Annotated in this window: 14 protein-coding genes and 1 rRNA gene; 1 reads left to right on the plus strand and 14 read right to left on the minus strand. The window is 54.9% G+C overall.

Features of this window, described 5'->3' with window-relative positions; all coding sequences use genetic code 11:
- Positions 1-4: 4 nt before the first annotated feature.
- From YWK_RS0110275 to YWK_RS0110335, 13 genes are all read right to left on the minus strand, one after another.
- Entirely contained in the window at positions 5-400 is a 396-nt protein-coding gene (locus YWK_RS0110275; RefSeq protein ID WP_026964724.1) for a Mini-ribonuclease 3, read from the minus strand.
- A complete protein-coding gene (gene cysS, locus YWK_RS0110280; protein ID WP_026964725.1) occupies positions 397-1812 on the minus strand; it encodes a cysteine--tRNA ligase in 1416 nt (471 codons plus the stop codon). Before cysS ends, YWK_RS0110275 begins: the two co-directional genes overlap by 4 nt.
- Positions 1813-2206: 394 nt before the next feature.
- On the minus strand, positions 2207-3676 hold the full coding sequence (gene gltX / locus YWK_RS0110285) for a glutamate--tRNA ligase (RefSeq protein WP_026964726.1): 1470 nt from the start codon (positions 3674-3676) through the stop codon (positions 2207-2209).
- Complete coding sequence (ispF, locus tag YWK_RS0110290; RefSeq protein WP_026964727.1) at positions 3676-4164, minus strand: 2-C-methyl-D-erythritol 2,4-cyclodiphosphate synthase; 489 nt, start codon at positions 4162-4164, stop codon at positions 3676-3678. The genes gltX and ispF overlap by 1 nt, the downstream gene beginning before the upstream one ends.
- The gene (locus YWK_RS0110295; RefSeq protein ID WP_026964728.1) at positions 4161-4865 is read right to left on the minus strand and encodes an IspD/TarI family cytidylyltransferase; all 705 of its coding nucleotides are present in this window, start codon (positions 4863-4865) and stop codon (positions 4161-4163) included. The genes ispF and YWK_RS0110295 overlap by 4 nt, the downstream gene beginning before the upstream one ends.
- A gap of 152 nt (positions 4866-5017) precedes the next feature.
- A complete protein-coding gene (locus tag YWK_RS0110300; protein ID WP_026964729.1) occupies positions 5018-6100 on the minus strand; it encodes a PIN/TRAM domain-containing protein in 1083 nt (360 codons plus the stop codon).
- Positions 6101-6378: 278 nt separating this feature from the next.
- On the minus strand, positions 6379-7107 hold the full coding sequence (gene pssA, locus YWK_RS0110305; protein WP_026964730.1) for a CDP-diacylglycerol--serine O-phosphatidyltransferase: 729 nt from the start codon (positions 7105-7107) through the stop codon (positions 6379-6381).
- Between the two features lie 78 nt (positions 7108-7185).
- Complete coding sequence (gene disA, locus YWK_RS0110310) at positions 7186-8268, minus strand: DNA integrity scanning diadenylate cyclase DisA (RefSeq protein WP_026964731.1); 1083 nt, start codon at positions 8266-8268, stop codon at positions 7186-7188.
- Positions 8269-8278: 10 nt separating this feature from the next.
- Positions 8279-9643, minus strand: coding sequence for a DNA repair protein RadA (gene radA / locus YWK_RS0110315; protein WP_026964732.1), 1365 nt, complete (start codon positions 9641-9643; stop codon positions 8279-8281).
- 144 nt (positions 9644-9787) lie between these two features.
- Complete coding sequence (locus YWK_RS0110320; RefSeq protein WP_026964733.1) at positions 9788-12220, minus strand: ATP-dependent Clp protease ATP-binding subunit; 2433 nt, start codon at positions 12218-12220, stop codon at positions 9788-9790.
- A 2-nt stretch (positions 12221-12222) separates the two neighbouring features.
- Positions 12223-13296 carry a protein arginine kinase gene (mcsB, locus tag YWK_RS0110325; RefSeq protein WP_026964734.1) on the minus strand — a complete coding sequence of 358 codons (1074 nt, stop codon included), beginning with the start codon at positions 13294-13296 and terminating at the stop codon, positions 12223-12225.
- A 44-nt stretch (positions 13297-13340) separates the two neighbouring features.
- Positions 13341-13853, minus strand: coding sequence for a UvrB/UvrC motif-containing protein (locus YWK_RS0110330; RefSeq protein ID WP_026964735.1), 513 nt, complete (start codon positions 13851-13853; stop codon positions 13341-13343).
- A gap of 25 nt (positions 13854-13878) precedes the next feature.
- The gene (locus YWK_RS0110335; RefSeq protein ID WP_026964736.1) at positions 13879-14349 is read right to left on the minus strand and encodes a CtsR family transcriptional regulator; all 471 of its coding nucleotides are present in this window, start codon (positions 14347-14349) and stop codon (positions 13879-13881) included.
- Between the two features lie 293 nt (positions 14350-14642).
- Here YWK_RS0110335 and YWK_RS0110340 point away from each other — a divergent pair, with 293 nt between their 5' ends.
- Positions 14643-15233 carry a TetR/AcrR family transcriptional regulator gene (locus YWK_RS0110340; RefSeq protein ID WP_026964737.1) on the plus strand — a complete coding sequence of 197 codons (591 nt, stop codon included), beginning with the start codon at positions 14643-14645 and terminating at the stop codon, positions 15231-15233.
- A gap of 154 nt (positions 15234-15387) precedes the next feature.
- Here the strand turns inward: YWK_RS0110340 and rrf are convergent.
- Positions 15388-15504 (minus strand): 5S ribosomal RNA (rrf, locus tag YWK_RS0110345).
- Between the last annotated feature and the right edge of the window lies 1 nt (position 15505).

Here is a 15505-nt window from a genome sequence, read left to right on the forward strand (position 1 = left end):
CAACTCATCCTTCCATATCGTCTATGTGTTGCAAGGCAATCTGACAAAGTTCCTCCAAACGCGACCGATCCGCCTGTCCGTACAGATACCCAATGAGCGCTTCAAATCCGGTACTGTGGCGATAGTCCAGGATGTCAGCGTTCTTGCGAACGGTGCCGGACTTTGCATTTCTCCCTTTCCGCAGCACTGTTTGCTCCTCTTCCGTCAGGCGGTCCCACAGCACCGCCGCGAGTTCGGCCTGCGCCTTAGCCCGGACGTACTTTGTTGTCTCTTTATGCAACGCATTGGGCCGGCGGATACCTCTCGCTAATACGTGACTGCGTGCGTATAGTTCCCAGACGGCGTCTCCAATAAAAGCCAGTTCTAGCGGAGATAGACCGTCTGCGTTCCACTCTGTCATGCTCGGTACCATCTCGTTCCTTGCGCCGTGTCTTCGAGCACAATCCCTTGTTGTAACAATTGATCCCGGATTTCGTCCGCGCGCTGGAAATCGCGGCGTTTCCGGGCCTCGTTGCGTTCTTCAATGAGGCGGGCGATATTCGCCTCGAGGTCATCGTCTGTGGCGGTTCCCTTGAGGCCGAGAACGTCGAGCAGTTCTTCAATCAGACCTGACCACACATCAATCCCCGCAACCGACACCTCTTGCCGCGTCAGGTACGTATTCGCCTCTCGGACGCCTTCGAACAGCGCGGAGATGCCATCCGCTGTGTTGAAATCGTCGTCCATGGCCGTCACAAACTGTTCCCGGACCTTTGCTGCTTCCGCCTCCTGCTCCTGTTTATCGTCCGGCTGCGGAACCTGAGGCGCCTGTTCGAGCGTCTGTTTTCGATGCGCCAGGTTGCGCAGGGACCTGTCAATCCGCTCCAACGCCTGCTCTGCTTGATCCATCGCTTCTTCCGTGTAGTTCAAAGGATGCCGATATTGTGCACTGAGTAGGAAAAATCGAACAGCGCGCGCCGGACGCTTGGCCAGCAGGTCGCGCGTCATAATAAAGTTCCCCAGTGACTTCGACATCTTCTCGCCGTTGATGTTCAACGTGCCATTGTGCATCCAGTACCTGGCGAACCACTTGCCGGAGTGGGACTCACTTTGAGCGATTTCGTTTTCATGGTGCGGGAACACCAAGTCCCTGCCGCCGCCGTGAATGTCAATTTGTTCTCCCAGGTACTTCTGGCTCATCACCGAGCATTCGATGTGCCAACCTGGCCGCCCAGGGCCCCACGGGCTGTCCCAGAACTCTTCGCCGGGCTTGGCGCCTTTCCACAACGCGAAATCGGTGGGATCTTCTTTCTGCTCGTTGACCTCAATTCGGAAGCCGGCACGCATGTCTTCCGGAGACTGTCCAGACAGCTTTCCGTACTCAGGGAACGAAGACGTGTCGAAATAGACGTCGCCCCCCCTGACGTACGCGTGCCCAGCGTCAATCAAGTCTTGGATAAACCGAATGATGTCTGGAATGCACTCGGTGACTCTGGGATGTACAGTTGCGCGTCGAATGCCGAGCGCATCTGCGTCTTCAAAATACGTCTGAATGTAGTGATTGGCCACACTGCGGACATCGCTGCCCGTTTCTATCGCGCGCTGAATGATTTTATCATCCACATCGGTAAAGTTTTGCACATATCGAACCTCGTAACCCCGGTATTCGAGGTACCGCCTTACCGTGTCGAACACCACGAACATGCGCGCGTTGCCGACGTGAAAGTAGTTGTACACCGTGGGGCCGCACGCGTAAAAGCGAACTTTGCCCGGTTCCAGGGTCTGAAGCGGTTCCTTCTGTCCTGTCAACGTGTTGTACAGTTGGATTGCCATGACCTATCCCTTCCTCGACACCCTTAGTTGCAAATCGCTTGTATTGAAAAACACCGCCTCTATCGAACAGAGACGGTGTGACCGCGGTTCCACTCTGATTGCTGTCACATGACGATATGCAAAATGCCACTCCTTTTGCAAACCGTTGACATGACAGCCACTTTACCAGGCCGGTAACGGGGCCAACCGTCGGATTTTACTAGATAGCAAACGCCATCGTTCCTTCCGAGGCCGACAGGGGCACTTCCGCGAGGGGTGGTAAGGGCGCTTCCAGCCGAGGCAGTCGCCCCGGCGCCCTCTCTCTGGGACCAGCCGTTCCCGCGTACTCTTCCTGTCCTACGCCGTGCACGCGTCGATTGTTATCTGTTATTTTGCGCAAACGATGCGGATTTTGTCAAACCTCAGGCTGCGATTTGGACGCTGCGGCAATGGCGCCCTGCAGCCGCTTAAGAACCCACTCCTTAGGCAAGCAAGAAATGCTCTGCTGGAGGTCTGGCCCGTGCACTTCACCGGTCACGGCCGCGCGCACCGGCATAAACAAGGCCCGTCCCTTGACGCCCCGTGCGCTTTGTATTTGTTTGAAACGCGCCCGACTCGCCTCTGGTGTCCATTCTTCCGCCTGTTCACAGAGTTGGCGGTATGCATCCACAACCGCCAATGCGCCTTCCTCCCGCAACACGCGAAGTGCCTCTTCATTCCATGTAATATCTGGTGTGAAGAAGCCTGCCGCCAGCGTTACGAAGTCTTCCGCACAGGTCATCTGCTCCTGATACAGGCTCACGACGCGTTGCAACCACGCCCTGTCCTTGCCTTCCGGCAATGAGACGTGGTGCCGCTCTAACTGGTCCTCCACCATTTCTGTCAGGGTCTCCACGGGCAACTGGCGAATGTACTGTCCAGCCATCCACTTCAGCTTGTCCGTATCGAACACGGCGCCGCTCTTGTTCACCCGGTCAAGGTCAAACAGCGCTGCAATCTCCGCCATAGACATGATTTCCTGCTCACCTCCGGGAGACCAGCCGAGCAGGGCGAGAAAGTTCACGATGGCCTCGGGGAGATAACCTTTCTCGCGGTAGACGTGAACGGGCATCACGTTTGGATCGCGCTTGCTCAACTTTTTCCTGTTGGTGTTCAGAACTTGCGGCAAATGCGCGAATTCAGGCACGGTAAAACCGAGCGCCTGATAGATCAGGATTTGCCGCGGCGTGTTGGACAGATGCTCCTCCCCGCGAATGACGTGCGTGATGTGCATCAGTGCATCGTCAATGACCACCTGAAAATTGTAGGTGGGGATGCCGTTCGACTTGATAACCACAAAATCGCCGATATCGTCCGCCTGGAATGTGACAGGTCCGCGGATGTGGTCTACAAATGAAATCTCTTGTCCGGCGGGAATGGCAAAGCGCCAGTTGGGCACGAGTCCCTGCCGCAACTTTTCTGCGCGTTGTTCTTCGGTCAGGTGGCGACATTTACCGCTGTAACGCGGCATCCGGCCCTCCTTCTGGGCCAATTCACGCTCGGCCTCCAACTCTTCCGGGGTGCAAAAGCAGGGGTATATCGCACCGGTGTCACGCAAGCGATTCGCGTACTCCTCGTAGATGTTCAACCGCTCTGTACAACGGTACGGCCCGTACGGCCCCCCGATGTCCGGCCCTTCAGCCCAGTCAAATCCCAACCACCGAAAACCCTTGAGTATCTCCTCTTCAGCACCAGGGACGTTTCGTTCCAGGTCGGTATCCTCAATGCGGAATATAAAGTCCCCGCCGTGATGTTTGGCAAACAGGTAATTGAACAGGGCGGTACGTACACCACCAATATGTAAATGTCCGGTCGGACTTGGCGCAAAACGAACGCGTACGGCCATCATTCTATCTCCTTTCTCTTCGGTACCAGCAAGACGACAGCGTGAGCCGCTATCCCTTCTTGCCTGCCGACAAACCCCATGCCCTCCATCGTCGTCGCCTTTACGCTGACAGCTCCCAGCTCGCAGTCGAACAGTCGGGCAATGCTTTCGCGCATAGCGAGCGTGTACGGCGACACTTTTGGCTTCTCCGCCATAATCATAACGTCCATATTACCAATCTCATATCCACGCTGACAAACCAGGTCAAAGACGTGTCTGCAGAGCAACTTGCTGTCCGCATTCCTGTATCGCTCATCCGTGTTGGGAAAGTGCTGACCAATGTCTCCCAGCGCGAGTGCCCCGAGCAGGGCGTCCATCACTGCATGAAGCACGACGTCCGCATCTGAGTGCCCCTCCAGCCCCTGTTCGTGCGGGATCTCCACACCGCCGAGCACCAGTTTTCGCCCCTCGGCAAATGCATGTACGTCAAACCCCAGTCCTACTCTCATTCGCTGCCTTCGCCTCCCCACCGTTGCTCCGCGAGCCATGTCGCGTACGCCCAGTCGTCCGGTGTCGTGATCTTCCGATTGTACCCCGTTGCAGGGACAATCCGTACGGAATGCGCGTCATCCTCGAACAAAGACGCATCGTCTGTAAACATCTCACCAAGGTCGACCTCGAAATATCGCTGCTTCATCCAGGCCGTTGCAAACACTTGCGGCGTCTCGGCGAGCCACACGCCATCCCTCGGTATGGTGGCCACAATCCGCCCGTCCTGCACAGACTTCACAGTGTCTGGAGACGGCGTGGCCAGGATGGCCCCTCCGTGATCTTTCGCCGCTGCAATCACAGAAGCCACGTCGCGCGGCAATACAAAGGGACGAGCAGCATCATGTACAGCCACGTGCGAGGGGCATTCGCCACTGCCACACTCGTCAAGCAGCGCAGTCAGCGCATTGCGAACCGATGCAAACCGGGATGCGCCGCCAGCAACGATGCGCAGACGGTCTGACAGCGGCCCCTGCCGCACCTCACTTTGTAGCCGTTCTACATCCTCTGCCGGTGCGGCCAGCCAGATCTTCACCACTCCGCCGGCCAACAACGCCTCCACAGACCTTCTCCACACGGGTTTGCCCCTGAGCATGGCGAATTGTTTGCGAAAGCCAATGCGGGTACCTTGTCCACCCGCGACAACGATGCCATAGACCATGATTCACTCACCCACCTCCCACATCTCATCACGCCAGCGGCTCTTTTGCAATGCCTCGTCGTCAAAAAGGCCGGCAGTAAAAACTGCCGGCCCGAAAGATCCATTGCAGGCAACACCCCGTATCCATCACGCGAGTGCTTACCCCGTCGCGACTAGAGTGCCTTTTCGAGCAACTTCGGCTTGGCGAAGATCATGCGGCCTGCCGACGTCTGCAGGACACTGGTGACGAGCACGTCGAGTTTGCCGCCAATATACTCTCGGCCACCTTCAATCACAATCATCGTGCCATCATCCAGATACGCGACACCTTGGTTGTACTCTTTCCCGTCTTTGATGACCTGCACGCTGAGTTCCTCTCCCGGAAGCACAATCGGTTTCAGTGCGTTCGCGAGATCATTGATGTTCAGCACGGGCACTCCTTGCAACTCGCACACTTTGTTGAGATTAAAGTCGTTGGTCACGACCTTGCCACGCATCTGCTTGGCTAGGCGGACCAACTTGGAATCAACTTCCTGAATGTCGTCAAAGTCAACCTCGTGGACCTGCACCTTCACCTTCAACTCTTTCTGGATCCGATTGAGCACGTCCAAACCTCGCCGTCCACGATTTCGCTTTAAAACGTCTGACGAATCGGCAATGTGCTGCAATTCTTCGAGGACAAAGGAGGGAATCACCAAAACGCCGTCCAGAAATCCGGTCTGAACCAGATCCGCGATACGACCGTCAATGATGACGCTGGTATCCAGGAGTTTGGCCTCGCCAGCCTTCAAGTTTTTCTTGTCTTTATCCTTGTCTTTCTCTCGAGAAGACAACTTTCCTGCGAATAGTGACAGTAAATCCTCCCGCTTGGTAAACCCAATGCGTAGGCCCAAATATGCGAGTAACAAGCTTACGAAAAACTGTACAGACAGCCCAACAACCGGAATCACGCGAATTGCCGGCGCAAATAGGTAGGCCACCAGCAATCCAATCACCATGCCGACGGTTCCGCCCAGAATATCTGCAAGCGGCGTCTTCTGTAACTTGTCTTCCGTCCACTTGATAAGTGTCGTAACGTAGTTGACCAACCAGAAGGTACACAGGACAAACACGCTGCCGCCCAACACGGCACCAAACCATCGCGAGCTAAAAGGCGGTTGTGTGATGTGAAGAGAGTGGAATAAGGCCGGGGAAAATGAGTAACCTAGCACCACCCCGATTACCGCAAAAAACAGTTGTACCATTTTACGTACCATCATGACACTGTCACCTCCTGGTACTATTATGGGCAATCACAAGCACAGCCAAACTTGGCTGATGCAAATCCGAAATGACTGATCCATCCGCGATATCTCCATAGGTTTCGCAGACGAGTGCTCGTTTTTGTGGGCTGACTGCCGCCTCTGTTGGGAAAGCGAGCGTCAAGCCTAACAAATTCTGGGGTGGTGCTCCTAGTGTATCATCCATCGCCGAATGCGTCAAAAGCGGAAATGACGAAAGAAAGCCACCGAGAGGCGGCTTTCGAAAAAACTTTTTACTTCAAGCTTGTCTTGTAAACCTTGGATTCCGAGTCTTTTCCAGACTTCAACTTGCGCTTGCGGAATTTCCGTCCAATGCCATACAGAGCGTAGACAGCGAGCGGTACAAAGATCAGCCGGTTGACAGCCGAATGATGATAGCGAAAGACGATAAACACCAGAAGCGCCAACACCGGAACGACGACCACAGCGGATCTCGGAAAAGCGACCTTCTTGAAGTTTGGGTACCGTACCTGGCTGACCATCAGTACGGCGAGCAGCAGCATCCCGAGCGGCAGAATCACATCAGCCGGGTTCAGCAAATCGTGATACAGCGCCATCGTCGCCAAGATGCCGCCGGCGGCCGTAATCGGTAACCCCACGAAGTAGTTGGTCGTTTTCGTTTGCACATTGAACCGCGCCAAGCGCAGCGCGCCGCACACAGGAAACAGAACCGTAATCACCAGGCCGACCCAGCCATCGTACTGGAGGGACGTGTTGTACATGATAAACGCTGGTGCCACGCCGAACGTGACGATGTCAGACAGAGAGTCGAGTTCTTTGCCGAAATGGCTTTCGGCGTGAAGCCAGCGGGCCACACGTCCGTCCAAGCCATCCAGTACCATTCCAATCACAACCAACAATGCAGCATCGGCAGTGTACCCTTGATAAGAGAGAACCAGCGCAATGAGTCCGAGAATGAGGTTAGACACCGTAAACAAGCTTGGAATTGATTTCGTTATCAAAAGAAAATCCCCCTCGGGACGGTCAAGGCGACACCGAGTACCGGTTGCACACCACCTTAACGTGTCAAATGGTCCCTATCAGATGTGCCTGTCAATAAACACCTGCTCCTGAATCCGCTTCAATCCGTCGCGGATGGCTCTGGCACGGACCGTTCCAATCCCCTCCACGGCATCCAGGTCTTCGATGGACGCGGCGAGGACATTCGATAAAGTTTCAAAGTGGTCCACCAGGTTTTCAATGACCGGTTGTGGCAATCGGGCAATCTTATTCAAGATACGGTATCCCCTCGACGCCACCGGTGTATCTCCGATGTTGGTCGCGTTGGGGTATCCAAGGATTTTCGCCAACGTGCCGCCATCCAACAGTTCTTCCGAGGACAGTTCATGAATGGCCGACAGCACTTGGTGCGGCGTTTGATCCGAATCCAACACCGCGTAATCCTTGACCAGCAGATAAGCTTCCTCGTCGACACGAGATACGAGTTCATCCAATTGCATGCTGATGAGGCGACCTTCACTGCCTAATTCCGTAATATATCGTCGAATTTCCGATTTAATGCGTAAAACCATCTCGAATCTTTGAAGAACCAGTGTCACTTCCTGTAGTGTCACCAATTCTTCAAATTCCAGTGCACTCAAATTCGTCAACGCTTGATCCAAAACGGCCTTGTATTTCTCCAGCGTCTGAATGGCCTGATTGGCCTTTGTCAGAATGACACCGATGTCTTTCAGCGAGTACTTGAAATGACCCTGGTACAACGTGATGACGTTACGCCGCTGGGATATACAAATGACCAACTGGCCCGTCTGTTTCGCCACGCGTTCGGCCGTACGGTGTCGTGTCCCTGTCTCTGACGTGGCTATCGTGTGATCCGGGTTCAAGTTGGTGTTTGCGTACAGCACCTTTTTCAAATCCTCGCTGATGACGATGGCCCCATCCATTTTCGCCAACTCGTACAGGTGCGATGGTGTTAAATCGCACTGAATGGTAAAGCCTCCGTCCACGATGCCAAGTACGGCATCCGTAGCGCCAACGACAATCAAACCTCCGGTCTTCGCTCGCAATATGTTCTCGATGCCTTCGCGCAGAACGGTTCCCGGAGCCACCATTCTTAATATCTTATTGATGGTTGTCTCACGCTTCGCGTCTTCTCCTCGCATCCGTCCACCCCTACAATACCAATGCCATAGCTTCGGCTAATGTGCTGACACCCATGACTTCAATGGCTCCACTCCGCCGCCATCCGCGGAGACTGTACGCAGGAACAATGCACCGGCTAAAACCTAGCTTATCTGCCTCTCTGACCCGCTGCTCAAGCTTTGCTACAGACCGAACTTCTCCGGTCAAGCCCACTTCCCCAATGTAGACGTCGCCAGCTGGGAGCGGCACGTCCCGTAGACTCGATGCCAATGCCAGCGCCACACCCAAGTCAAGGGCCGGTTCCTCCACTCGAACGCCACCGGCGATGTTGACATATGCGTCCATCGTCTGCAGGCGCAGTCCAAGGCGCTTTTCCAACACCGCCATGATCAGACTGACGCGGTTTGGGTCGGCTCCTGTAGCCATGCGCCGCGGGGTAGCAAACGTCGTTGGGGCAACCAGAGCCTGTACTTCCAACAGCAATGGCCGCGACCCCTCCATCGCAGCAACGACGGCGGATCCCGGTGATTTATCTGAACGCTCAGATAGGAACATCTCGGACGGGTTGAACACTTCCCGCAGCCCTTCCTGAGCCATTTCGAAAATAGCGAGTTCATTGGTTGATCCGAAGCGGTTCTTTACGGCACGCAACACCCGGTACGTGTGATGACGTTCTCCCTCAAAGTATAACACTGCGTCAACCATGTGTTCCAGCATCCGCGGACCCGCCAGGTTGCCGTCCTTGGTCACATGGCCAACAATGAAGGTGGCGATGTTCATCGACTTTGCCACACGCAACAACAGTCCCGTGCACTCTTTGACCTGCGAGACACTCCCTGGCGCAGATGACATCGCTGGCCGATAGACTGTCTGGATGGAGTCGATGATCAGAAAGTCCGGTTTGACCTGCTCCACCGCATAGACGGCAGCATCGAGATCTGTTTCTGCGAGCACGTACATGTTGTTATGGGTCGTCTCCAGACGCTCCGCCCGCAGTTTCAACTGGGTCGCCGATTCCTCGCCGGAAACGTACAACACTTTTTTCCCCGCCACCGCAAGGTGGTGCGACAGCTGCAGAAGAAGCGTGGACTTTCCAATGCCTGGGTCACCGCCGAGTAGTACGAGGGACCCGGACACCACACCGCCCCCAAGCACCCGGTCCGTTTCCACCATTCCTGTGCTGAATCGCTGTTCCTGCTGAGATGGAATATCGACAATCTGCAGCACTTTTGCACTTGATGCCACAGAGACCGATGGATGCCCGGTACGGGACTTTGGTACTTCCAGTTCCTCTACAAACGTGTTCCACGCCCCGCATCCCGGGCAGCGCCCATTCCACTTGACAGACTCGTATCCGCAACTTTGACACACAAACTTGGTAGATACCTTCGCCATGCCGTCGCCACCTGTGTATCCAAAATATCTACTTTCCATCATACAGGAAGATTCGGTCGGGAAACATCTCGTCTGAAAAAAAGCATCCACAGTGGACCGGAGGAACCGTCCAACTGTGGATGCTTGGTCGGAATGAAAAGCGGGTTACTGTCCAGCCTTCACCGGTTCAGCCGGATGAATGACCAGACCTTGGTCGTCGGAATCAATNACTATTGTATCTCCCCGCTTCACCTTACCTGCCAGCAGCGCTTCAGACAGCCGATCTTCGATGTGCCGCTGAATCGCGCGCTTCAGCGGGCGAGCGCCGTACTGTGGATCGAATCCTTCCTTGGCGAGAAATGCTTTCGCCCTGTCGGTCAGTGTGAAGCGGATGTCTTGCTCTTCCAGACGCTTCTGCAGCTCCCGCACCATCAGTTCCACAATCTCGCCGATTTCCGTCTCGGTCAGCGGATGGAACACGATGATTTCGTCAATGCGGTTCAAAAATTCCGGGCGGAACGACTTTTTCAATTCGTCCATGACTTTGGTCTTCATGTCGTCGTACTGGTTGGCCGTATCCGGTTTGAAGCCCAGGCTGCTGCCCTTGCGGATCATTTCGGCACCGACGTTCGACGTCATGATGATGACGGTATTCCGGAAGTCGACCGTGCGACCTTTTCCGTCCGTCAGTCGGCCGTCATCCAGTACCTGCAGCAGTATGTTGAAGACTTCTGGATGTGCTTTCTCGACTTCGTCCAGCAACACGACGGAATACGGTTTACGCCGCACTTTTTCCGTCAACTGGCCGCCTTCCTCGTAGCCAACGTATCCTGGAGGGGCTCCTACCAAGCGCGCCGTCGTGTGGCGCTCCATGTACTCCGACATATCGATGCGAATCATCGCGTCTTCATCGCCGAACATAGCGGCCGCCAACGCCCTTGCCAACTCGGTTTTCCCCACGCCTGTTGGCCCAAGGAAGATGAACGACCCAATCGGACGCTTCGGATCTTTCAGGCCCGCTCGTGCACGTCGAATCGCTCGCGCGACCGCTGTGACCGCTTCGTTCTGTCCAATGACTCGGTCGTGCAGGATTTGCTCCATGTTCAACAGGCGCTCCGACTCTTCCTCGGCAAGCTGTTTCACCGGGATGCCGGTCCAAGCGGAGACAATGTGCGCAATGTCTTCCGCGGTCACCTTGATGTCGTTGTCATCCTGCATCCGTTTCCACTCGTTTTTACGAGACTCCAGCTCTTGTTTGAGCTTCTGCTCCTGGTCCCGCATCGCTGCCGCCTTTTCAAACTCCTGGCTCTGTACAGCAGCGTCCTTTTCATTGCGAACCTTCTCCAACTGAGCTTCGAGTTCCTTCAAGTTCGGCGGAGCCGTGTGGCTCTGCAGGCGGACACGCGAGGCTGCCTCGTCAATCAAGTCAATCGCCTTATCTGGTAGGAAGCGGTCCGTGATATACCGATCCGACAGGCGCACCGCAGCTTCCAGGGCTTCGTCGGTAATCTTCACGCGGTGATGGGCCTCGTATCGGTCACGTAGCCCTTTCAAAATCTGAACCGCTTCTTCCGGCGTGGGCTGGTCCACCGTAATCGGTTGGAAGCGCCGTTCCAATGCGGCGTCCTTTTCAATGTGTTTCCTGTATTCGTCGAGTGTGGTTGCACCGATGCACTGCAGTTCACCGCGAGCCAACGCCGGTTTGAGAATGTTCGAGGCGTCAATCGCACCTTCCGCACCACCAGCGCCAATCAACGTGTGCAACTCGTCGATGAACAGGATCACGTTGCCTGCGTGGCGAATTTCCTCAGTAATCTTCTTCAACCGATCCTCAAATTCACCGCGATACTTGGTGCCGGCTACCACGGTGCCCATATCGAGTACCATTACGCGCTTGTTGCGCAGCGTCTCCGGAATGTCACCGGCGACAATGCGCTGGGCCAGGCCCTCCGCGATGGCGGTTTTCCCAACACCCGGTTCACCAATCAACACCGGGTTGTTTTTGGTACGCCGCGACAATACCTGAATCACGCGCTCAATCTCGTTGCTTCGACCAATGACGGGATCCAGCTTGCCGTCGCGAGCCATTTGCGTCAGGTCGCGCGCAAGGGAGTCGAGCGTCGGCGTGCCGGCTGAAGAATCCTTATCCGCGTTCGCCTCTACGCTCTCGCCACCCAGCAATTGCAAGACTTGCTGGCGTGCCTTGTTCAGGCTGATGTTGAGATTGGCGAGGACACGTGCCGCAACGCCCTCACCCTCGCGAATCAAGCCGAGCAGAATGTGCTCCGTGCCCACGTATGTGTGGTTCAGCTTGCGCGCTTCATCGATGGAGAGCTCAATCACCTTTTTGGCACGTGGAGTGTACGTCATCGCGTTGGTCTGACTCTGCCCTGGACCGATGATTTTCTCCACTTCCTGTTGAACCTTCTCTGCACTCACGCCGAGCGATACGAGTGCCTTGGCCGCGATGCCTTCCCCTTCTCGCACCAAGCCGAGCAGAATGTGTTCTGTACCAACACCAGGATGGTGCAACCGGGAAGCTTCTTCTTGCGCCAGTGCCAGCACTTTTTGGGCCCGTTCTGTAAATCGGGTATACATCGTTAACGCACCTCCGTATCTAGTCTCAGACGTTCACGAACCAACGCGGCACGCCGGAGATCTCGCTCTCCCGGACTCAACTCCTGTCCATAGTACTTTTGCAAAAATGCCGGTTGGGTCATGACCATTAATTCTTGCAAGATGCCTGCCGACACACCCTTGATAATGCCTAGGTCGATGCCGAGCCGGACATCCGACAACCTCTGCAATGTTTCCTTCGAATCCATCTGCCTTGCGTACGCGAGAAGGCCGAAGGATCTACACACGCGGTCCTCCAATAACTCGCGGTTCTGCTGCAACAGCAGCCGCCGGGCGGACCGTTCGTGGTCAATCAGTTGATGCACAACGCTCGTCAAGTTATTGATGATCTCTTCTTCAGATTCGCCCAACGTGACCTGGTTCGAAACCTGAAAAATATTCCCGGCCGCTTCGCTGCCTTCTCCGTGCAGCCCGCGTACGGTCAAACCGACCTGGGACACGGCGGACAGCATTCTGTTGATGTGCCCGGAAATGACAAGTCCAGGCAAGTGCATCATCACGGATGCTCGAATACCAGTTCCAACGTTGGTCGGGCACGCTGTCAGGTATCCAAGGTTATCGTCAAACGCGTAGGGCATCTGTTGTTCCAGTGCATCGTCCATCGCGTTTGCGAGCTGCCATGCTTCGTTGAGGCGTAAGCCAGGCATAATTACCTGTATGCGAAGATGGTCCTCTTCGTTGACCATGATGCTCATCACTTCGTCCTTGCGAAGAGCCAACGCGCCATGCCGGACTTGCTCCGCGAGGTCTTTGCTGATAAGGTGCTTTTCGACCAACACGTATCGGTCCAACTGTGACATGTCGCGGCACCTTGCGAATTCGAACTCGCCGAGTTTCGCGACCGCCGAACTAGCGAGTGCCTTTTGAACTTCTTGTATGACTTGGTCCGCGTGAACATCCGTCTGCAAGATGGGAAACGGCAGGTCCTGCAAATTTCTCGCGATTCGTATTCGGCTCGACAGGATGATGTCATCCTGCGGACCGCCATCTTTCATCCAACGGCTGATTGCTTGTTGCAGAAAATCACTCAGCGACATTCATGTTCCCCTCGCTTTCGTACGCCAACTGCGCCGATGTGGAGTCAATTCTCCGACATTTGTTCCAACTGGCGAATTTCGTCGCGAAGCCTGGCTGCTTCTTCATATTGCTCTGTTGCCACGGCGTGGTTCAGTTGCTTGCGCAGCTGCTCAAGATGACGTCTGCGCTTGACTTGCTCGCCCGCTCGGCGCGGCACCTTCCCCGTGTGGCTGGTGCTGCTTTGGATGCGCCGGAGGAGCGGGTCCAACCGCGATGCGAAACTTTCATAGCAATGAGGGCAACCGAACCTACCAACCTGCGTAAATTGCTGGTACGTCATGCCACACACATCACAGCGCAACGCAGCCGGAGCCTGTGCGGGATATCCTGGCGCCGCTTCCATGTTCAGCAGTCCGCTGAGCAAGTGGTTGAAGTCGAACGCCTGCATCGCTTGGGCGATGAAATCCCCTTGCTCCGTCGCACATTGCTCGCACAGGTGGTATTCGGTTTCCTCTCCCGAAATGATTTTCTTCAAATGAACGGTCGCCTGTCGCTCATGACATTTTTGACAGAGCATTGTGGCTACCCCCTTCACAATTCCATCATGAGTTCTGTGTTGCCGCCAGGGCCATCAACATCTGCGTCAGCAACCTCGCCCGCAGTTCATCTCTGATTGGGAGATCCACATAGAGCGATTCCCGGCTGACGGCGGCTTTGAGCATGACCGCTTCGCGATCCGTGACAATCTCTTCTCGCCGAAGCCGCTCAATAACCCCCTCCGCTTCTCGCTGACTGATGGCATTTCCTAGCGAACGAATTATGCGCAACAGCGGTTCATCATCATCCAATCGGATTTGGCGGATTCGAATGTACCCACCACCGCCGCGCTTCGATTCAACGATGTACCCGTGATCTGTGGAGAATCGGGTACTGATGACATAGTTGATTTGGGAAGGGACACACTGAAACAACTCGGCGAGTTCGCTCCTCTGAAGTTCAACGACCCCACTCTTGCTCTGTTGCAGGATCTTTTTCAGGTAGTTCTCGATGAAGTCCGAGATGTTGTTGCCCAATGACCTCCCCCTCCGTCAACATCATGTATACGTCTGTTTGCATCGGTCGTGTTCTCCAAAATTGACTTTGACTATTGTTGACTTTGACCTTCGTTGACCATTGTACTCTTGATCGCTTCAAATTGCAACAGTTTTCTTCTTCACTAGGATAGCCACAGAGCACGCACCTGATTCGTACATACACTTCGCCCCCCTGAATACAACCATTCAATTGACCAACCGGTCGTTTCTGGATACACTTTGAATCAATCGTTACATTTGTTTGTCATTTCTCTGTAGAAAGGTTGTCATCTATGCCTTCCAACAAGCAGACCGAAATCGCCCTTGCGGCGGTCAAATTGTTTGAACAGAAAGGCTATCACGCCACGTCAGTGCAAGACATTGCGGATGAAGTCGGCCTGCAAAAGGGCAGCCTATACCACTACATTCATTCGAAGGAAGATCTCCTTTTACAAATTGCGCACCAGGCCATCACTGAGTTTAACCAGCGCCTGGAACACATTTTGACCATGGACATTCCAGCGCGGGAAAAATTGGTGCAAGCGGTGGAAAACCACCTCACAGTATCCGTTTCGAATCTGCAAACGACAACCGTTCTGTTACGCGAAGCGTTCTCCCTCGGTGAACACCAACACCAGGTCATCCAAGAGCTCACCGATAAGTATGTGGATCTCTGGACGCAGATCCTCGAAGAAGGGAACGCCAGTGGAGAGTTTTGCGTCAAAAATCCGAAGATTGCAGCCCTTGCCATCCTCGGCTCCTGCAACTGGGTGTATCGATGGTATAAGCCAGACGGGCAAATGTCCGCCCGCGAGGTGGCAGAAGTGTTCTCAGATCTGTTTTTACACGGCCTGCTCAATCACTCACTCGGTACGTCCGAGTGACCATTCCCTTAGTACAAAACGCCGACAGCCCCTGCTTCCGTGCATGACAAAACGGCACGTCCGTGCCGGCATGCCGTTTTGCCGTTCCCGTCGTCACATAACCCAATACACAAAAGAGCCCAGTGCATGTAGCACTGAGCTCTTCTGCTCTCTTGCCTGGCGGCGTCCTACTTTCCCAGGGGCTCCCGCCCCAAGTATCATCGGCGCTGGAGGTCTTAACGGTCGTGTTCGGGATGGGTACGCGTGTTTCCCCTCCGCCATTGCCACCAGAC

Source organism: Alicyclobacillus pomorum DSM 14955 (genome assembly GCF_000472905.1).
Taxonomy (GTDB): domain Bacteria; phylum Bacillota; class Bacilli; order Alicyclobacillales; family Alicyclobacillaceae; genus Alicyclobacillus_A; species Alicyclobacillus_A pomorum.

Bases quoted from the DNA above. Each gene is read 5' to 3' on its own strand.
- YWK_RS0110275 (WP_026964724.1), bottom strand. From the start codon at position 400: ATGACAGAGTGGAACGCAGACGGTCTATCTCCGCTAGAACTGGCTTTT.
- cysS (WP_026964725.1), bottom strand. From the start codon at position 1,812: ATGGCAATCCAACTGTACAACACGTTGACAGGACAGAAGGAACCGCTT.
- gltX (WP_026964726.1), bottom strand. From the start codon at position 3,676: ATGGCCGTACGCGTTCGTTTTGCGCCAAGTCCGACCGGACATTTACAT.
- ispF (WP_026964727.1), bottom strand. From the start codon at position 4,164: ATGAGAGTAGGACTGGGGTTTGACGTACATGCATTTGCCGAGGGGCGA.
- YWK_RS0110295 (WP_026964728.1), bottom strand. From the start codon at position 4,865: ATGGTCTATGGCATCGTTGTCGCGGGTGGACAAGGTACCCGCATTGGC.
- YWK_RS0110300 (WP_026964729.1), bottom strand. From the start codon at position 6,100: ATGGTACGTAAAATGGTACAACTGTTTTTTGCGGTAATCGGGGTGGTG.
- disA (WP_026964731.1), bottom strand. From the start codon at position 8,268: ATGCGAGGAGAAGACGCGAAGCGTGAGACAACCATCAATAAGATATTA.
- radA (WP_026964732.1), bottom strand. From the start codon at position 9,643: ATGGCGAAGGTATCTACCAAGTTTGTGTGTCAAAGTTGCGGATACGAG.
- mcsB (WP_026964734.1), bottom strand. From the start codon at position 13,296: ATGTCGCTGAGTGATTTTCTGCAACAAGCAATCAGCCGTTGGATGAAA.
- YWK_RS0110330 (WP_026964735.1), bottom strand. From the start codon at position 13,853: ATGCTCTGTCAAAAATGTCATGAGCGACAGGCGACCGTTCATTTGAAG.
- YWK_RS0110340 (WP_026964737.1), top strand. From the start codon at position 14,643: ATGCCTTCCAACAAGCAGACCGAAATCGCCCTTGCGGCGGTCAAATTG.